Annotated in this window: 24 protein-coding genes; 13 read left to right on the top strand and 11 right to left on the bottom strand. The window is 38.1% G+C overall.

Features of this window, described 5'->3' with window-relative positions:
- Positions 1-8 precede the first annotated feature (8 nt).
- The 4 genes from AN486_RS16855 to AN486_RS16870 all read right to left on the bottom strand — a co-directional run bounded on the left by AN486_RS16855 (position 9) and on the right by AN486_RS16870 (position 2,022).
- Positions 9-452: a DUF29 domain-containing protein gene (locus tag AN486_RS16855; protein ID WP_168694881.1), complete on the bottom strand. Its 444-nt coding sequence runs from the start codon at positions 450-452 to the stop codon at positions 9-11.
- Positions 453-539: 87 nt separating this feature from the next.
- Positions 540-1,187 carry a hypothetical protein gene (locus AN486_RS16860; RefSeq protein WP_290601696.1) on the bottom strand — a complete coding sequence of 216 codons (648 nt, stop codon included), beginning with the start codon at positions 1,185-1,187 and terminating at the stop codon, positions 540-542.
- Positions 1,177-1,800: a dynamin family protein gene (locus tag AN486_RS16865; protein WP_290601698.1), complete on the bottom strand. Its 624-nt coding sequence runs from the start codon at positions 1,798-1,800 to the stop codon at positions 1,177-1,179. The genes AN486_RS16860 and AN486_RS16865 overlap by 11 nt, the downstream gene beginning before the upstream one ends.
- Before the next feature lie 54 nt (positions 1,801-1,854).
- Positions 1,855-2,022, bottom strand: a complete 168-nt coding sequence (locus AN486_RS16870; protein ID WP_290601700.1) for a hypothetical protein — start codon at positions 2,020-2,022, stop codon at positions 1,855-1,857.
- Between the two features lie 9 nt (positions 2,023-2,031).
- Between AN486_RS16870 and AN486_RS16875 the strand changes: the two genes are divergently transcribed.
- The 4 genes from AN486_RS16875 (at position 2,032) to AN486_RS16890 (ending at position 4,873) form a co-directional block, all read left to right on the top strand.
- Positions 2,032-2,232 (top strand): hypothetical protein, encoded by a 201-nt coding sequence (locus AN486_RS16875; protein ID WP_290601702.1) that lies wholly within the window; start codon positions 2,032-2,034, stop codon positions 2,230-2,232.
- 198 nt (positions 2,233-2,430) lie between these two features.
- Positions 2,431-2,778, top strand: coding sequence for a hypothetical protein (locus AN486_RS16880; RefSeq protein WP_168635218.1), 348 nt, complete (start codon positions 2,431-2,433; stop codon positions 2,776-2,778).
- A 90-nt stretch (positions 2,779-2,868) separates the two neighbouring features.
- On the top strand, positions 2,869-4,380 hold the full coding sequence (locus AN486_RS16885) for an AAA family ATPase (RefSeq protein ID WP_168504908.1): 1,512 nt from the start codon (positions 2,869-2,871) through the stop codon (positions 4,378-4,380).
- A 142-nt stretch (positions 4,381-4,522) separates the two neighbouring features.
- The gene (locus AN486_RS16890) at positions 4,523-4,873 is read left to right on the top strand and encodes a DUF1257 domain-containing protein (RefSeq protein WP_015081375.1); all 351 of its coding nucleotides are present in this window, start codon (positions 4,523-4,525) and stop codon (positions 4,871-4,873) included.
- Between the two features lie 34 nt (positions 4,874-4,907).
- On the opposite strand, the gene AN486_RS16895 is transcribed toward AN486_RS16890, so the two are convergent.
- Positions 4,908-5,036, bottom strand: coding sequence for a hypothetical protein (locus AN486_RS16895; protein WP_290601710.1), 129 nt, complete (start codon positions 5,034-5,036; stop codon positions 4,908-4,910).
- Between the two features lie 119 nt (positions 5,037-5,155).
- Here AN486_RS16895 and AN486_RS16900 point away from each other — a divergent pair, with 119 nt between their 5' ends.
- From AN486_RS16900 to AN486_RS16915, 4 genes are all read left to right on the top strand, one after another.
- A complete protein-coding gene (locus tag AN486_RS16900; RefSeq protein WP_290601712.1) occupies positions 5,156-5,410 on the top strand; it encodes a hypothetical protein in 255 nt (84 codons plus the stop codon).
- Between the two features lie 29 nt (positions 5,411-5,439).
- Positions 5,440-5,670: a type II toxin-antitoxin system HicA family toxin gene (locus AN486_RS16905; protein ID WP_290601714.1), complete on the top strand. Its 231-nt coding sequence runs from the start codon at positions 5,440-5,442 to the stop codon at positions 5,668-5,670.
- Positions 5,667-5,897, top strand: a complete 231-nt coding sequence (locus tag AN486_RS16910) for a type II toxin-antitoxin system HicB family antitoxin (protein WP_015081367.1) — start codon at positions 5,667-5,669, stop codon at positions 5,895-5,897. The genes AN486_RS16905 and AN486_RS16910 overlap by 4 nt, the downstream gene beginning before the upstream one ends.
- Before the next feature lie 94 nt (positions 5,898-5,991).
- Positions 5,992-6,138 carry a DUF488 family protein gene (locus AN486_RS16915; protein WP_193964113.1) on the top strand — a complete coding sequence of 49 codons (147 nt, stop codon included), beginning with the start codon at positions 5,992-5,994 and terminating at the stop codon, positions 6,136-6,138.
- Between the two features lie 132 nt (positions 6,139-6,270).
- Here AN486_RS16915 and AN486_RS16920 read toward each other — a convergent pair whose 3' ends face one another.
- Positions 6,271-7,137 carry a metal ABC transporter permease gene (locus tag AN486_RS16920; protein WP_027403472.1) on the bottom strand — a complete coding sequence of 289 codons (867 nt, stop codon included), beginning with the start codon at positions 7,135-7,137 and terminating at the stop codon, positions 6,271-6,273.
- 116 nt (positions 7,138-7,253) lie between these two features.
- Complete coding sequence (locus AN486_RS16925) at positions 7,254-8,075, bottom strand: metal ABC transporter ATP-binding protein (protein WP_053537552.1); 822 nt, start codon at positions 8,073-8,075, stop codon at positions 7,254-7,256.
- Positions 8,076-8,321: 246 nt separating this feature from the next.
- Between AN486_RS16925 and AN486_RS16930 the strand changes: the two genes are divergently transcribed.
- Positions 8,322-9,239: a metal ABC transporter substrate-binding protein gene (locus AN486_RS16930; protein WP_053537551.1), complete on the top strand. Its 918-nt coding sequence runs from the start codon at positions 8,322-8,324 to the stop codon at positions 9,237-9,239.
- A 52-nt stretch (positions 9,240-9,291) separates the two neighbouring features.
- Here AN486_RS16930 and acsF read toward each other — a convergent pair whose 3' ends face one another.
- Positions 9,292-10,368 (bottom strand): magnesium-protoporphyrin IX monomethyl ester (oxidative) cyclase, encoded by a 1,077-nt coding sequence (acsF, locus tag AN486_RS16935; RefSeq protein WP_027403469.1) that lies wholly within the window; start codon positions 10,366-10,368, stop codon positions 9,292-9,294.
- 395 nt (positions 10,369-10,763) lie between these two features.
- Between acsF and AN486_RS16940 the strand changes: the two genes are divergently transcribed.
- The 3 genes from AN486_RS16940 (at position 10,764) to AN486_RS16950 (ending at position 13,632) form a co-directional block, all read left to right on the top strand.
- Positions 10,764-11,438: a heme oxygenase (biliverdin-producing) gene (locus tag AN486_RS16940; protein ID WP_053537550.1), complete on the top strand. Its 675-nt coding sequence runs from the start codon at positions 10,764-10,766 to the stop codon at positions 11,436-11,438.
- Between the two features lie 247 nt (positions 11,439-11,685).
- Positions 11,686-13,068: an oxygen-independent coproporphyrinogen III oxidase gene (hemN, locus tag AN486_RS16945; RefSeq protein WP_290601721.1), complete on the top strand. Its 1,383-nt coding sequence runs from the start codon at positions 11,686-11,688 to the stop codon at positions 13,066-13,068.
- Between the two features lie 291 nt (positions 13,069-13,359).
- Positions 13,360-13,632 carry a GlsB/YeaQ/YmgE family stress response membrane protein gene (locus AN486_RS16950; RefSeq protein WP_027403466.1) on the top strand — a complete coding sequence of 91 codons (273 nt, stop codon included), beginning with the start codon at positions 13,360-13,362 and terminating at the stop codon, positions 13,630-13,632.
- A 482-nt stretch (positions 13,633-14,114) separates the two neighbouring features.
- On the opposite strand, the gene AN486_RS16955 is transcribed toward AN486_RS16950, so the two are convergent.
- Positions 14,115-15,311 carry a site-2 protease family protein gene (locus AN486_RS16955; protein WP_290601723.1) on the bottom strand — a complete coding sequence of 399 codons (1,197 nt, stop codon included), beginning with the start codon at positions 15,309-15,311 and terminating at the stop codon, positions 14,115-14,117.
- A 127-nt stretch (positions 15,312-15,438) separates the two neighbouring features.
- On the bottom strand, positions 15,439-15,687 hold the full coding sequence (psaK, locus tag AN486_RS16960; protein WP_027403464.1) for a photosystem I reaction center subunit PsaK: 249 nt from the start codon (positions 15,685-15,687) through the stop codon (positions 15,439-15,441).
- Positions 15,688-15,816: 129 nt separating this feature from the next.
- Between psaK and AN486_RS16965 the strand changes: the two genes are divergently transcribed.
- Positions 15,817-16,470, top strand: coding sequence for a phosphoribosylanthranilate isomerase (locus tag AN486_RS16965; RefSeq protein WP_053537547.1), 654 nt, complete (start codon positions 15,817-15,819; stop codon positions 16,468-16,470).
- On the opposite strand, the gene AN486_RS16970 is transcribed toward AN486_RS16965, so the two are convergent.
- A partial coding sequence (locus AN486_RS16970) for a hypothetical protein (protein WP_290601725.1) occupies positions 16,449-16,638 on the bottom strand: 190 nt, incomplete at its 5' end. The two genes, AN486_RS16965 and AN486_RS16970, sit on opposite strands and share 22 nt — an antisense overlap.

Below are 16,638 nucleotides of genomic sequence, written 5' to 3' on the forward strand. Positions count from 1 at the left end.
CTTTTATATTAAGCATTTGTGTCTGGGAAATAATCGGAGTCTATGATTTGCTCTGAGGTGAAGGGACATTCTAGGGGAAAGGTGGTTAAGGGTAGTTTTGTTTCCCTGGCGGCGTTTTTTCGTGCTTTCTGATAGCACTCGGATATATTCTCTTTGAGGAATGGGTTTAAGCTAGGACTGTTTTCTAAGACTAATTCGAGTTCATTTCTTTGGGTTATTATAGTTGAAGTCCAACTTTTTGTTTTCTTCTTTGGTTGATATTTATACTTTAATAGGTGCATGATTAAAACAATTAATCGGCTTTTAATTTCCCGTTTGTCATTGCTCCCCATTGATTGAACTTCCTCGATTAGGTTTTCTATATCTAGGTCTTGAATTTGTCCATTTTTGAGTTGGTTAACAGTTTGTTCTATCCAAAGATTAAAGTCGGTTTCATACAGTGTCGTGTTCATAGGTTATTCTCCTAATCATTTGAGAGGGGATATTGTTTGTCTATAAATGTTGGGTTTCCTTTTGTCAACCCAACCTACGAAGGGCGATTAGACTAATGTTATCAAATTTAATCTATCGTTTGCCGTTTCATTCACAATGCGCTCAACAAATTCTCTTTTGCTGGTAGTCGGATAAATCATCACATTGGGGTAGTTACGGCATAATTCAAATGCGGTTTGGGCTAGATTTTGGGGCTGTTGTTGTTTGGGTAGTTGGGCTAATTCTAGGGTTTTACCAAGAGTGAACAAATAGAGAGTTTTCCCTAGTCTTTGTTCCGAAATAGATTCTACTTCCAACAAATAACCCGCGAGTTCTTGGTTTTCTTGGGATGTTTCGCTATATGACAGGTTGAGGAGGTTGGTTAATGGAAAATGATGATCGGGAATTGTGTTGTCGGTTGCAAGTATTCTATCGCTTATACTCTGACGCAGTTGGCTGTCTTTACCTTTGGTGATTAATCGTTCGTAATCACCGAGAGCATAATCTACTATTTCACGGGTGACGAAAGCAACTTGAATTGCCCAATGAAATCCTTGATATGTCCGTTTTGATTGCCATGCGGCTATCGCATCTTCAATTTTATGCTGAACTTCAGTTCTATAAACTCGTTGTTCTAAATTCAGAATCCGATCTTCGTGATCTTCAACTCTGTATTGCAGTTGATTGACAATATCTTGAAGTAAATTAATGTCCAATTTTCGTATAGTCCACCACCACCAAAACCAGAGAACTCGCTATGAGTCTATCCTTGACAACATTCACTAAATTTAAAGACTTATCCTCACTAGATCCAGCGGTATCCACCAGCGCCAAAGTCCCTAAACCCGAATCTTTTAGAGGTGATAATTGTCGCGGAAAAGGAACTTCAATCCGAGGAATTTCAGACAAAGAAGACAAAAATCCTGTAGATACACCAAAAATACCGCACAACCGCAGAAGATCATTTATTCTGATTAATTCAGCTTGAATACTATTTGATTCTTCCAACTCAGATTGAGAAGAAACAGAACTACTGTTCAAAATTTCCCTAATTACATTCTCGCGGGGAAAATCATTTTTAGTAGCCTGTTCAACAGCTTCTTTTAAACCAATTTGTTGCAATTTCTGATGTAATTGTCGCCAAGCCTCTCGCAAAAGCGTCATCAAAGCCTTATCCAGAATCAACTTAGGACGAGTTACCTCACGAGAAAAAACAATCTCAGTCGGTAAAACCGTCATCGCATCATTACGACTAGGTAATAAATCCTGTCCAGCGATCGCATTAATAATAGTAGACTTACCCGCACTGGTTGGCGCAACAATCGTCATCGTCAATTCTTTACGCTTTACCCTTTCCAACTTCTCATTGACGTGCCTGATATCTTATTCAATAGCCTTAATCTCAGCCCCCAACCGATTCCCACCCTGATTTTTATCATGATCTCTCAATATTCCACAACCTTCCGACATCACATTACCGACATGGGTAATCACATCAATAGCAGACTGGTGTAGTGCATCCGAATCAGGCTGTAAAAGGTTGTTAGACATAAATTAAAGATGTTAGAAAGCATCACCGTCAACAATAATCTTAAAACCGCACAGGACGAAGCTCAACGACGGCAGATAATATTTTCACCACATTATCACGCAGCGGTATGTACTCTTTGTGAAATATATTTTAGACAAAATCATCAAAATCCAAACACAAATCCTGAAAATCCTGAAATCCTGGACATCCTGATTCAGACAAAATCCTGAAAATCCTAAAATCCTGAACATCCTGATTCAGACAAAATCCTGAAAATCCTGAAATCCTGGACATCCTGATTCAGACAAAATCCTAGTTATATTACGAAATGTAACAAAATTGCAGTTAAAACGCTTTACCATCTTGACAACTGAGAAAAGAGCCGATAAGGTAGTATACATACCCGGGTAAGACCACTAGAAAGTTGTATGCAAACTAAGCAAAAGGTTACGTTATATTTATCACCGGAACTGCACAGAAAACTTAAAATTCGTTCTGCCGTTGACTCAGAACCGATGTCAGACCTCGCAGAACGGGCGCTCAGTTTCTACCTGACCAACTCAGAATTAGTAGAAGAAATAGAAGCGTCTGCTCATGGGCGAACTCACCGGATTTATTCCTGTCCCACTTGTGAAACTTCACTCGTACTGCGTGATGGTGAACTCGTGAACTTGGGCAACCAACCAGGAATCATCGGACAAGATCATCTATCCATTGATGGTAGAGAAAAAGAAGAAACCCATCCCAAGGGTGAGGAAGAATTAGTTCCTTGTTAGATAGGAATTAATAATGATTAATAGTCTGGCTTAACGCCATGCGATCGCTGGTCGGTACTGTCTCTATAAGGTCTCAAGTAGGTCGATAGTATGAAAGAAGAGCTCAATATTTTAATTCAAGCTCAATACCCTTTAATCTACCTTGTGACCTCCGAGGAAGAGCGGGCAGAGCAGTCAATTTTTAAAGTTTCCCAAGACTTAAAACCCCAAAGACGAGTATATATTTGGACAGTAACTCACGGTATCGTCGAGTACGGTCAACCCCGGAATACCACTCAACACAATACTGTCTCTCCCGAAGCAGCCATTGATTGGATTATTCGGCAAAAAGAACCCAGTATATTTATTCTTAAAGATTTACATCCCTTTATTGATGCGCCAGCAACAACCAGATCGCTCCGGGACGCGATCGCTAGTTTCAAAGGAACGCAAAAGAACATTATCTTAATGTCCCCTGTGCAACAAGTTCCGATTGAACTGGAAAAAGAAGTTGTTGTTTTAGATTTTCAATTGCCTGACATGGCTGAGTTAAATAAGGTTTTAACCGCCCATCAAGAGCAAAATCGTGGACGACGGCTGACAACCGAGGCGCGAGAAAAGCTACTCAGAGCCGCTTTAGGTCTAACTAAAGATGAAGCTGAGAAAGTCTACCGCAAAGCACAGGTAACAACTGGGCGTTTAACGGAAGATGAAGTTGATATTGTTTTATCCGAGAAAAAACAACTCATCCGCCGCAACGGTATCTTGGAGTACATCGAAGAAGATGAAACCATTGATGCTGTGGGTGGCTTGGAAGAATTAAAAACTTGGCTTACCCAACGCTCCAACGCCTTTACCGAAAGAGCGAGAGAGTACGGGTTGCCCCAACCAAAAGGAATGTTAATTCTCGGTGTTCCCGGTTGTGGTAAGTCACTTATTGCTAAAACTACCTCCCGTTTATGGGGTTTACCAATTCTGAGATTAGATATGGGGCGGGTCTACGACGGCTCAATGGTGGGTCGAAGTGAAGCCAACCTGCGGAACGCCCTGAAAACAGCAGAATCAATTTCCCCCACGATTCTGTTTATTGACGAATTGGATAAATCCTTTGCGGGTAGCGGTGGTTCTGGCGATTCTGATGGGGGGACATCAAACAGAATTTTCGGCTCTTTCCTCACCTGGATGCAGGAAAAGAAATCTCCAGTTTTCGTAATGGCGACGGCTAACCGTGTCGAACGCTTACCTGGAGAGTTTTTGAGGAAAGGTCGCTTTGATGAAATATTCTTTGTGGATCTGCCCACACCGGAAGAACGTCAGGATATCTTCGGTATTCACCTGACTAAACGCCGGGAAGAAATTGCTAGATTTGATCTAGAACAACTAGCAAAAATGTCCGACGGCTTTTCCGGGGCAGAAATTGAACAAGCGATCGTGGCGGCTATGTATGAAGCCTTCGCCCAAGATCGGGAGTTCACCCAATTAGATATTATTGCTGCATTGAAGTCTACTTTGCCGCTGTCACGAACGATGCAAGAACAGGTCACAGCTTTAAGAGACTGGGCCAGACAGCGTGCTAGACCCGCAGCCTCCTCTGTTGCTGAATATCAGCGCATGGAGTTTTAAAAGCTTTCCTCTGAAATGTCAGGGGGGAAAGGTTAGTCACAAGGCTAACAGATAGAAAAAAGCCGTTCCCAATTAATGCGGCTTCGCTGAAAAAGAACCGTTGTCGTTTTTCTCATCAATCTTCTTATTGGAGGAAACCCAAATGTCTCACTTTAGCACTCTGCGTACCAAGATCACCGATGCCGAAATTCTCAAGTCTTCTTTGCGCGACTTAGGTATCAGTGTAAAAACTGAAGCTGATGTCCGTGGTTATAATGGTCAGCGTCTCCGTTCCGACATCGTTGCTGTATTGGAAGGCGAGTACGATCTAGGTTGGTCTCGTAACAGTGACGGTTCTTTTGACCTCATTGCTGACTTATGGGGTGTCGCTAAGAAGCACAACCAGACCGAGTTGATCAACTCTATCAATCAAAAATATGCCGTTAACAAGACTTTGGCTGAAGTAAAACAGCGTGGTCTGCAAAATGCCAATGTTAAGTTGGTATTGCAGTAACAATTTCTGTAGCGCGTTCCCAAAGTGAAACGGGTTAACCTTCTAATAAGCGGTTAGCCCGCTTTTTTTTGTCTTTATTTGTCTGATAGCGTAGCGTGGCGCAAGCCATATCAGGATTTACAGGATTTAAGGATGTACAGGATTTTGTGATTTGAGTACACATTTTAAACCCAAGACTCTAATGCAAAAGGGTAAACTTGCTGAATACGTCGAAAATCATTGTCTATTTATCGAAAAAATAATAAAATACTCTCAATCTCGTTTAGCTTAAATTATTTAATCATGGTTGTTAATAATTTCCACAGCATTACAGAAGTTTTACCAGCAATTCTTGGATTTTCAATTGCTGGAATATTGATATTAAAATTTACATTTTCTGTTAAAATTCCTCAATATAATGAAAATCCTCCAGGAATTTTAATCTCAAGTTTTATTTTTATAGTATCTGGCTTTCTTTTTGAGATTATTTATAATTCTTGGCCTTCAATTCAATGTTGGGCTGAAAATCACCAGAGCATTGCTACAGAAATAGCATAAAATATAAACGGGGAGTGTGGTAATGAAAAATGCCGAAGAAAATAAGAGAACTGAAGGCAATAGTAGCAAAAGTTGGGTATCTCCTTCAAGCAGGTAGAGGTAAAGGAAGTCATACTTACTGGAAACATCCTTTATTACCGGAGGAACCATTAACCATACCGGGAAAAGATGGAGATGATGCTCCGCTATATTTAGAAAAAAACATTCAGCGGGTGCTGAAAAAGCTGGAAGGACTAGAAAATAAGGAAGGTGAAGAATGATTTATCACTACAGCATGGTAATTCAATGGTCCCAAGAGGATCAACTTTTTTTAGTTCACTTACCTGAATTTCCCTGGCAACAGTTTCATACACATGGTAAAACTTACGAAGAAGCTGCTAGAAATGGTCAGGAAGTAATTGAGGCTTTTGTTGAGATGCTTACTCAAGAAAATCAAGTATTACCAGAACCCAGAATGCTTCCTACAAAACCGTTGCAAGTTGCCTAGTTCAGTGTAAAAAGTATAGTTCATTTTGACATTATAACCGTTAAAATGCCTGTAAATAATTGTAATTCAGTGTTATTCCCCATAATAACAAATTATGAAAACATTCACTATTGGTCATTCCAATCATACAATTGAAACATTTATCGAACTGTTACACCAACATCAAGTAACAGCCTTAGCTGACGTGCGTTCTAGTCCCTATAGTCGCCGATTTCCTCAGTTTAAGTTGGTATTGCAGTAACAATTTCTGTAGCGCGTTCCCAAAGTGAAACGGGTTAACCTTCTAATAAGCGGTTAGCCCGCTTTTTTTTCTGGGTAAATTTTCCATCAATGCCTAAAACTGGGATAACTGAGGGATATAAACTGAAACTCTCTATAGAATCTCCGCGTCTTTAGACCGGAGACTGTTAATAGGAATCAAAATCCCATGTCGAGGACTAAACAACAAAGCCAACGTAAATAAACCCGAAACCACTAACACAATCGCTGGACCAGAGGGTAAATTATAAAAGTAGCTGAGATACATTCCACTAATACTAGAAATTACCCCAATTACCGCCCCCAAAATCATTACCTCATGTAAACGGTTCACCAATAAATAAGCAGTTGCCCCTGGAGTAATTAAAAGTGATAATACTAAAATTACTCCCACAGCTTTCATACTGGCAACAATTGTTAAAGCAATTAACAACATTAAACCAAAATTTAAGCGATTAACTGGTAAACCCGCAGCTTGTGCGCCTAAAGGATCAAAAGTGTAAAATAACAGTTCTTTGTATAATAAGAAAACTACTATTAAAACAATAGCTGCAATAATAGCAGTGTCTCGGACTTCGTCTCTAGTTACGCCCAAAATATTACCAAAAAGAAAGTGATTCAAATCAATTTTATTATCCTTTTGAATGACTGTAATTAAAGTAACTCCAAGGGCAAAAAAGGCAGAAAAAACTATGCCCATAGCGGCATCTTCTTTAATGGGAGATCGGGTTTTAATTACGGCTATAGCCATTGTACTCAAAACACCGGCAATAAACGCCCCGACAAAGATATTAGCACCAATCATGAAGGCGATCGCTAGTCCTGGTAATACTGAATGACTAATAGCATCACCCAGCAATGCAAGGCGTTGTACCATTAAATAACTACCAACAATGGCACACAATAAGCCTACTAATATGGCGATGATTAAGGAACGCTGCATGAAGCCATATTGCAACGGTTCTATTAGTGCTTGAAACATATTGCTGATTGGGAAACAAATTAATTATCCTAAAATAGTCGGTTTTAACCGACTTTAGCTATAAGACAGGGAATTTATTCCCTGGCTGATTCTGGCTGATTCAAACACATAATAAATTAAGCCGCAAAGTACATAACTTTACCACTATAAGCACGATATAAGTTTTCTTCTGTCAAGACTTGTTGGCGTGAACCTGTGGCAATTACTTCGCAGTTTAGTAAGATTAAATCATCAAAATGGGTGATTGATTCGCCTAAATCATGATTAACTACTAAGACAATTTTATTGTTTTTTGCTAATTCTTCAAAGACTTCAAAAATGATAGCTTGGGTTTTTTGATCTATCCCGACAAAGGGTTCATCAAAACAGAAAATTTCCGCTTCTTGAGTTAACGCCCTGGCTAGAAATACCCGTTGTTGTTGTCCTCCAGAAAGTTCACCAATGGGACGATTTTTTAATTCTTCTATTCCCACTCGTTCTAATGCTTGTTTAGCGATTTGACGGCTAACTGTGGAGAAGCTCCGTAACCATCCTGTTTTTTTGACACGCCCCATCATCACTACATCCCACACAGTAGCGGGGTAATTCCAGTCAATTTGGCTACGTTGTGGTACATAAGCAACTTTTTCTAGTTGCTGCATTAAAGGCTTGCTCTTATATAAAACTTGACCACTACTCATGGGAACTAATCCCAAAATAGCTTTCATTAATGTACTTTTACCCGCGCCATTGGGTCCAAAAATTCCCGTTAGCTTTCCTGGTTTAATTATGCAGTTAACATCCCGAAGTGCTTCTTGTGCGCGGTAATGTACACCTACATGAGTGATGTTAATTGCTGTTGATGAATTCATGTCAATAGATTTGATAATTTGTGCAGGTATATCTACTTGATTTACAGGAGATAGGCTAAATTTTTGGTAAAAAGAGAAGTTTTGCATAACCCTATTTAAAATACTTATTTTTTGAGCTTACCATAAAAATGAGAGAAATATGAGAATATCTATAACTAGAAGTAATCAGTGAGATAAATGAAACTAATACTTAATCCAATGTATGACTTATTACTGAAACCTCTCTCCAAACCTCTACCCTGTGAGGAGAGAGGCTTTTATTCTTACTCCCCTTCCCTGCTAGGGAAGGGGTTGGGGGTTAGGTTCTCTTTACTTAATCCCCTTTGGCTAGGAATGTTCTTATCTTTGGCTTTAATGGGTTGTACTCCCAACTCCCAACCCCAGGGAAATACTAAGCCGCAGGTTGTAGCAACAAGTACCATTATTGCTGACTTGGCTGAAGAAATTGGTGGAGAAGAAGTACAGATTACGGGTATTCTTAAACCAGGTGCAGACCCTCACGTTTACGAACCTGTACCCGCAGATAGTCGGGTTTTGGAGAAAGCTAACTTGATTTTGTATAACGGTTACAATTTAGAACCGGGACTGATTAAGTTAATGAATGCAACTGGAGGGAAAGTAAAAAAAATCCCTGTGGGGGAAGTTGTTATATCTTTAAAGTTAGATAAAGGTAAAGGACAAATTGTTCCAGATCCTCACGTTTGGGGCAGTGCAGAAAATGTTATATCTATGGTGAAAGCCATTCGAGATAGTTTAATTGAATTGTCACCGGAGGACAAAGAAAAATTTACTCAAAATGCCCAAAAGCTAACTGATGAATTACAGCAATTACATATTTGGATTCTTCAAGAAATTCAAACAATTCCCGCAGATAAAAGGAAACTCATCACTACCCATGATGCTTTTCAATATTATGGAAGTGCTTATAAAATAGCGATCGCTGGAACTTTAATTGGCATTAGTACGGAAGAACAACCCAGCGCCCAAACCGTGAAAAAGTTAGTAGAGTCAATTAAAAAAATCGGTGTTCCTGCCATATTTGCTGAAACAACAATTAATCCAGCTTTAATTAAAACAGTAGCCGAAGAAGCCGGAGTAAAATTAGCACCAACTTCACTTTATTCTGATTCTATTGGGGCAAAAGGTAGTAATGGCGATACTTATATAAAGATGATGGCAGCAAATACCCGCGCTATTGTTGAAGCATTAGGGGGAAAATATACGCCATTGCAATTAAAAAGTGAAAAATAAGGATTAGATCCCCGACTTCTCGAAGAAGTCGGGGATCTGATTGATTGATTAATTAACAAACTTGTTCACGAGTTGCTTCTGTGTTGATGGGTTTAATCAGAAAAATCTTGAACATATACCAAAAAATCATTAAAGTTAAGGGAATTTTTTGGATAAATTTCACAATTCCCCAATCATTAATTTGATTGAGATCAATTATTTTCTGATTATACAATGCACATTGTTCCAAATACCAGAAAAAGTATGGGTGATTGGTATTTAAAATAATTGGAAATGCCTTAGCTGCGGTTTTGTTGGTTTCCTCAATTACTTGAGTATTATATTTACGAGGGTGCATACCTAAGATTTCATAGAAATTCCCTCTTTCAAATACTGTCATGGTGTGGGTAGCGAATACAGTTAATAGGAAGAATCGCACCCATAGCCGAGATTTCCAATTATTCCATAACTGGGGTTGAGAACGTAACAAAGCCTTGAAAAAATCACCGTGTCTATTCTCATCTTGACACCAACTTTCAAACTTTCTAAATAGAGGATAAAACTGGTACTCTGGATTTTTTTCCATATGGCGAAATACTAAAATGTAACGCCAATAACCGATTTTTTCCGATAGGTAAACTGTGTAAATAACCCACTCGATTGGGAAAAATGTATAGGTACGATTTTTAGTGAGATAACTCAAGTCAAGGGAAAGGTTAAAATCTGCCATTGACTTATTCAAAAAGCCAGCATGACGGGCTTCATCTCGCGCTAAATAAGCAAATGCTTCTGATAGTAAAGGGTTACTATCCTTGAGACGACGAGATAATTCTTTAAATAGTAAAAACCCAGAGAATTCCGAAGTACAAGAACGTTCTAAAAAGTCAATAAAAGCAAGTCGTTTTTCACCAACAATGTGATCCCAACCTTGCTTAAATTCATCATCTCGCACAAAGTGATGACGGTTATAATCAGCCTTGAGTTCGTCAATTACAGCCCTTAATTCCGTTTCATACCCAGAAATATCCATTTTTGCCACTGTATCAAAGTCAGTGGTATAAAATCTGGGTGTTAATAATGTTTCTTGAACTGGTGTTTTTACACCCGATTTCGATAAATCAAGTGGCGGTTTATCCAACGATTTAACCATAAGTAGTCCCTTTACCATTATCTGCCTTAAAATTATATAAGCATAAATATTTGTTATTAGTCATCAGTTAAACTATTGAAACTAATTCTTACAAAAATACTGAATTATTCTTAACTTTCGTATAGTTTAAATACCTATTTACGGGACAAATGTATTTATGAAACCATAAATAAATATGAATACTCTTATAGTTATACAAAGAATAATAGTTAAATAATTTCAGGAGCAGTAAAAATAGCCGAAATCCACATCGGTAGTAATTTGTGCTAGAGAAATTATTCTCAAAACCCTATTCCCACAGAATAGCAATTTTCCTGTGATGATAACGACGGTGAACTGATAAACAAGTCGTTGAAATTTGCAAACCCTGACAAGTAAACAAGAAGGAACTAAGAATGAGTAATGATTTGGCAATGAAACTGCGTATAGGAACTCAACAAGCGCATACAGATTCAGAAAATCTCGGCTTCATGAAATGTTTTGTGCAAGGAGTTGTAGATAGAGATTGTTTCATTCAATTGTTGAGAAATTTCTATTTTGTTTATAGTGAACTAGAAGCAGCAATTGAGAAACATAAACAGCATCCTGTGATTAGTTTGATTTATTTTCCCGAACTAAATCGCCAATCTTGCCTAGAGCAAGATATGTTATTTTATTATGGGAGTCAATGGCACAAACGCATCACCCCTTCACCTGCCGCCCAAGCTTATACTGCGCGTATCCAACAAATTTCCACTCATGAACCCGCACTATTGTTAGCTCATTCCTATACTCGTTATTTGGGTGATCTTTCTGGTGGGCAAATGCTCCAAAAAATTGCTCAGTCAGCCTTAAAACTTTCTGGACATGAAGGAACTTCCTTTTACAATTTTCAGCAAATTCCAGACAAGCAGACTTTCAAAGGAAAGTATCGTCAAGCATTAGATAAAGTTAATATTGATGATACAACCGCTGACAAAATTGTAGCAGAAGCTAACCATGCTTTTAAGTTAAATATGCAGATACTTCAAGAATTGGAAAGTATCTTAATCGAAGCTCTTGGTAGAGCCACTTACAATGATTTAGTTTAAGTCCCTGCATAATTTACAAAAATATAATTCATCACCCAATTAACTTTAGCAACGATGAATTATATAAAAATCCATCCTCTTCCTCTGTGTTCTCTGTGCCTCTGTGGTTCGTCAAAAAATAATGCTAACTACAAACAAATAGAATAAATATATTCTATTTGCTAAATCCTAAATTACAACATTAAATTGGGAAAATTGATTACTTCCCAACTACACAGAAATATACTCACATTTATTGGAGACTGTAATGGTTTTTCTATTACCTGGCGTTAAGTTTGATTTTGATCTAATTCAAAAGTATGATACTCGCGCTCCTAGATACACGAGTTATCCCCCAGCAACAGAATTAAGTGAAAATTTCACCGCAAGAGAGTTTCAATCTGCAATTACCGCTTCCAATCAACGAAAAACGCCCCTATCTTTGTATTTCCATATTCCTTTTTGCCAAAGTGCTTGCTATTTCTGTGGTTGCAATACGGTAATTACCAATAACAAGAATATGGCTATTCCATATCTAGAACATTTGGAACAGGAAATCAAAAATACTTCAGCTTTAATTGATAAAGATAGAAAGGTACTTCAGATTCATTGGGGTGGAGGTACACCAAATTATTTAGAACTTAATCAAGTAGAATTCCTGTGGAAAAGCATTACCCATAATTTTCAAATTGCTTCAGATGCAGAAGTATCTATTGAAATTAACCCCCGCTATGTGACTAGAGATTACATCTTGTTTCTGAGGGATATTGGCTTTAATCGCATTAGTTTTGGTATTCAAGATTTTAACCCGGAAGTACAAAAAGCAGTGAATCGCATTCAACCAGAATCATTGCTGTTTGATGTAATGAGTTGGATTAAGGAGGCTAAATTTGATAGTGTGAATGTAGACTTAATTTATGGTTTACCCTATCAAACTCTTGATACTTTTCGGGAAACATTACACAAGACAATGACTTTAGATGCTGATAGAATTGTCGTGTTTAATTTTGCTTATGTGCCTTGGATTAAACCTGTGCAAAAAATGATTCCTCAAGACGCATTACCGGGAGCAGAAGAAAAGTTAGATATTCTCAAAATGACAATTGAGGAATTAACTAATAACGAGTACCTGTTTATTGGCATGGATCATTTTGCTAAAAATAATAACGAATTAGCGATCGCTCAACGTCATGGTACACTAAAACGTAATTTCCAAGGTTATACTACCCATGCAGAAACCGAATTATTTGGGTTTGGGGCTACATCTATTAGTATGTTAGAAGATGCCTATGCTCAAAACCACAAGGAATTAAAGGATTATTACAAAGCAGTTGCGAGTGGTGTAATTCCTACTAGTAAAGGTATTAAACTCACTCAAGATGACATTATTAGACGGGATGTAATTATGTCCATAATGTCTCACTTTCAACTAAATAAGTTAGAAATTGAACAGAAGTATCATATCAATTTTGATAGATATTTCTCCTATGAACTCAAAGAATTAGCACCTCTACAAGCTGATGGATTAGTAAATGTCTTAGCTGATGAAATCCATATTACTGATATTGGCAGATTGCTAGTTAGAAATATTGCGGTTGTTTTCGATACTCATACAAGAACTAGAGAGACAAAATTCTCTCGTTCTATTTAATTAGAATTGCTATGCAATACTACTCGGTTAAGACTAAAAAACGTTATATGGTAGGTTGGGTTAACGCAAAGAAACTCAACATTATTAAGGATTTTGTTGGGTCTTGCTGTGGCTGAAACCAACCTACATTTTATTAACCGAGCAGTATTGAATTGGTATGTAGTGATAATTTATGAAGAGAACAAAACTACATACCTTTTGATTTATATAGTTTATGTCATTAGATAGAAATAAATAATATGAAGCCTTGATAAATTTGACATAACTTGAGTCAAATTTTTGAGGACATCCATGAATATTATTACTTGGATAATTTTAGGACTATTAGCTGGTGTAATTGCCAAATCAATCTATCCTGGTTATCAAGGTGGGGGGATGATATCCACCATGATATTAGGTATTGTTGGTGCTTTTATCGGTGGAACTTTATTTACTCTCATTCGTACAGGGACCTTACAACTTACATCCGCATCTTTAAGTATTCCTGGAGTAGTAGTGGCAGTTATAGGGGCAATTATTGCGATTTATTTATGGGGGTTATGGCAAAGAAGCAGCAGAGTATAACTTAAGTAGTCGGACAAAATTAAATTCACTCGTTCAGAGAGGGAACAGGGAACAGGGAACAGAAAAATCAATTGTGTAATTAATTCTGTCCCATTACTTAACAATAGTTAGGATGATAAATTTTGTTTTTTTAGGTGAAAGTTTGCAGGAGCTAAAATTATGTTTTTTCACAAAAAAGAATCAATTCACCCTGTCAAAGTTGAGTGAACGTCTTTTTGGTAATATCCAACCAGATGAAACTGTCTGCTAAGGGACTTCCAAATAAAAAAATACTCAACCACCTAACGCAAAAATCTCTCAAACCCTTATTCCTCTGTGTCCTCTGCGCCTCTGTGGTTCGTTAATCAGGATAATTTATTTCTTGGAAGTCCCTAAATAAAAATTTTATTGTCAGAATCAGGATTTAAGGATTTACAGGATTTATTAATCATCAAGCATCCTTAATCCTGATTATCCTGATATGGCTACGGTATCAGACATTTTTATGGTTCTACAGACTTTGCTATTACCCCTAATTGTAAACCTGGGGGAAAGCTCCCTTCTTCCTTAATTCGTTTAATTTCCGCAGCAGTAATTGGCAAATTTAACTTTTGTGCTAATGCTTGGACAATATCCCCTCTATCAATGACACCAGCAACAGCATCCGCAGGAGAAAGAACAGTAATTTGAGATAGTTGTTCGGTTTCTAATTTCCTAATTACCTCAGCCAAAGAAGTGGATTCAATCACAGTGGGAATTGTCGTCAAAGGATGAACAATAGTTTGTAAAGTTTGAGTTTCCCATTCACTTCTTTGCGTTGTCCGCAAATCATTAATATTAACTAAACCCCGATAACGACCATCAGCAGCCGCAAAATAAACTTGCGGTGCAGTAGTTTCTAAAAGATATAAATCAGCAAATTCTCGCAATGTTTGATTGGCATCAACTACCCGAAAATTACGAGTCATGCCATCGGCTGCTACTAACTTGAGTAAGGTTTCTTGTAATGTGGTGACACGGTCATAACTGTTAGCATTACGCACTGCAAACCAGCCGATCAAAACCATCCATAAACCCGTGATAAATTCTCTGGTAAAGAAGTCAATAGCAAAACCCAAAGCGATCGCACCATAACCTAAAATTTGTCCGGCTCTTGCAGCCCAGTGTACCGCTTGAAAGCGATCGCCTGTAACTTTCCACAAAGCCGCTTTTAATACCTGTCCCCCATCCAAAGGCAAACCAGGAATTAAATTAAATAAAGCCACCACCAAGTTAATCCTCGATAAATCTCCCGTCATTTCATTTAAGGGGTTACTATCAGGAATCAAACTTGAACCTAGACGCAGTAAGAAAAATAGAATCACACTTACCGCAGGACCAGCGATCGCCACCTGAAAAGCCTGACCAGGAGTTTTTGACTCCTCCTCAATTGCCGCCACCCCCCCAAACAAAAACAAAGTAATTGAATTCACCTTAATACCTTGGGATTGTGCCACCAAGCTATGTCCCAACTCATGTAGCAGCACCGAAGCAAATAACAGCAGTGCCATCATCAAACCAGCACTCCAACCCGCAATAGCCCCCCATTGCTGATAAGCTAACCCAAAATTCAGAGTTGTTAGCCCCAAAATCACAAACCATAAGGGGTCTAAAAATAAAGGAATGCCAAATAAAGAACCTATTTGCCAATTTGTTTGCATTATTAGATATTTCCAGAAATTCTTTTATAGAGAGAAATGTATGTATAACTCTAGGATAGACAATTTTAAATAGCATAGATCCCCGACTTCTCCAAGAAGTCGGGGATCTGGAATTTGTTAATCCAACTTACAAACGACCAATATTAGTCAGTCCTAACACAATACCAATACCAATTACATGACCAAAAGCCATTGCTCCAATGAATCCTGGTACACTTACAGGCAATACAGGCATCGCAGGTCCAACTTTAGCAGATTTCAGTGCAAAAGTAAATAATAATACAACTGCGCTGCTGGCACTGATAATGATACCGACTGTAGGACTCCACACTGGTGTAACAGGAACGGATGCTGCGGCTAATAAAATTGATGACATGAAATTGTTTTCTCCTAAATGAAAAAATGAATATAGTCCTACAGAATTATAAAATTACCCAGGACAAAGCAAAAGTTTTTAACTTGAATTAAGATACTTTTGTGATTATTTGTAACTTTTCTGATAGAAATGCGGGTTAAAATTTGCGGTATTACTCAACCAGAGCAGTCTCTAGCTATAGCTGCCTTGGGTGCAACAGCACTAGGATTTATCTGTGTTCCCACTTCTCCTCGTTACGTTACCATAGCCCAAATTCAGGCAGCCATAGCTGCACTGGCTGAAGGCAACGCCCCGATTTCCAAAAATATTGATAAAATCGGCGTTTTTGCTAACACTACTATTTCTGAAATTAGTCAAATAGTTAAAAAGTCTGGTTTAACCGGTGTCCAGCTACATGGAGACGAAACACCAGAATTTTGCCAGCAATTACGTCAATCCCTACCCCAAGTGGAAATTATCAAAGCCTTGCGAGTCCGCAGTTTAGAGCATCTACAAACCACCATACATTACACCGATTATGTAGATACTCTACTACTTGATGCTTACCATCCCCAACAGCTAGGAGGAACAGGACAAACCTTAGATTGGCATCAACTAAATCAGCAATTTAGCCCTGGTCTTCCTTGGTTCTTAGCCGGAGGACTCACACCAGATAATATTTTGACTGCTTTAAGTCAAATTAAACCCAATGGTATTGATCTATCTAGTGGTGTCGAACACTCACCAGGTAACAAAGATTTAGATAAAGTAGCCCTATTGTTTCAAAAGTTAGAGAATTGGTAATTGGTAATTGGTAATTGGCAATAGGCAATAGGCAATAGGCAATAGGCAATAGGCAATAGGTAATAGGTAATAGGTAATAGGTAATAGGCAATAGGCAATAGGCAATAGGCAATAGGCAATAGGCAATAGAAAGATAAATAATCTCCCTGCCACCTACTCCCCCTACTC

The sequence above is a fragment of the Anabaena sp. AL93 genome, assembly GCF_001672085.1.
Lineage (GTDB): Bacteria > Cyanobacteriota > Cyanobacteriia > Cyanobacteriales > Nostocaceae > Dolichospermum > Dolichospermum heterosporum.

Excerpts from the sequence above, each read along its gene's own strand:
- AN486_RS16855 (WP_168694881.1), bottom strand. The coding sequence starts at position 452 with ATGAACACGACACTGTATGAAACCGACTTTAATCTTTGGATAGAACAA.
- AN486_RS16865 (WP_290601698.1), bottom strand. The coding sequence starts at position 1,800 with ATGACGATTGTTGCGCCAACCAGTGCGGGTAAGTCTACTATTATTAAT.
- AN486_RS16870 (WP_290601700.1), bottom strand. The coding sequence starts at position 2,022 with ATGTCTAACAACCTTTTACAGCCTGATTCGGATGCACTACACCAGTCT.
- AN486_RS16875 (WP_290601702.1), top strand. The coding sequence starts at position 2,032 with ATGTTAGAAAGCATCACCGTCAACAATAATCTTAAAACCGCACAGGAC.
- AN486_RS16880 (WP_168635218.1), top strand. The coding sequence starts at position 2,431 with ATGCAAACTAAGCAAAAGGTTACGTTATATTTATCACCGGAACTGCAC.
- AN486_RS16885 (WP_168504908.1), top strand. The coding sequence starts at position 2,869 with ATGAAAGAAGAGCTCAATATTTTAATTCAAGCTCAATACCCTTTAATC.
- AN486_RS16890 (WP_015081375.1), top strand. The coding sequence starts at position 4,523 with ATGTCTCACTTTAGCACTCTGCGTACCAAGATCACCGATGCCGAAATT.
- AN486_RS16895 (WP_290601710.1), bottom strand. The coding sequence starts at position 5,036 with ATGTGTACTCAAATCACAAAATCCTGTACATCCTTAAATCCTGTAAAT.
- AN486_RS16900 (WP_290601712.1), top strand. The coding sequence starts at position 5,156 with ATGGTTGTTAATAATTTCCACAGCATTACAGAAGTTTTACCAGCAATT.
- AN486_RS16905 (WP_290601714.1), top strand. The coding sequence starts at position 5,440 with ATGCCGAAGAAAATAAGAGAACTGAAGGCAATAGTAGCAAAAGTTGGG.
- AN486_RS16910 (WP_015081367.1), top strand. The coding sequence starts at position 5,667 with ATGATTTATCACTACAGCATGGTAATTCAATGGTCCCAAGAGGATCAA.
- AN486_RS16915 (WP_193964113.1), top strand. The coding sequence starts at position 5,992 with ATGAAAACATTCACTATTGGTCATTCCAATCATACAATTGAAACATTT.
- AN486_RS16920 (WP_027403472.1), bottom strand. The coding sequence starts at position 7,137 with ATGTTTCAAGCACTAATAGAACCGTTGCAATATGGCTTCATGCAGCGT.
- AN486_RS16925 (WP_053537552.1), bottom strand. The coding sequence starts at position 8,075 with ATGCAAAACTTCTCTTTTTACCAAAAATTTAGCCTATCTCCTGTAAAT.
- AN486_RS16930 (WP_053537551.1), top strand. The coding sequence starts at position 8,322 with ATGTTCTTATCTTTGGCTTTAATGGGTTGTACTCCCAACTCCCAACCC.
- acsF (WP_027403469.1), bottom strand. The coding sequence starts at position 10,368 with ATGGTTAAATCGTTGGATAAACCGCCACTTGATTTATCGAAATCGGGT.
- AN486_RS16940 (WP_053537550.1), top strand. The coding sequence starts at position 10,764 with ATGAGTAATGATTTGGCAATGAAACTGCGTATAGGAACTCAACAAGCG.
- hemN (WP_290601721.1), top strand. The coding sequence starts at position 11,686 with ATGGTTTTTCTATTACCTGGCGTTAAGTTTGATTTTGATCTAATTCAA.
- AN486_RS16950 (WP_027403466.1), top strand. The coding sequence starts at position 13,360 with ATGAATATTATTACTTGGATAATTTTAGGACTATTAGCTGGTGTAATT.
- AN486_RS16955 (WP_290601723.1), bottom strand. The coding sequence starts at position 15,311 with ATGCAAACAAATTGGCAAATAGGTTCTTTATTTGGCATTCCTTTATTT.
- psaK (WP_027403464.1), bottom strand. The coding sequence starts at position 15,687 with ATGTCATCAATTTTATTAGCCGCAGCATCCGTTCCTGTTACACCAGTG.
- AN486_RS16965 (WP_053537547.1), top strand. The coding sequence starts at position 15,817 with ATGCGGGTTAAAATTTGCGGTATTACTCAACCAGAGCAGTCTCTAGCT.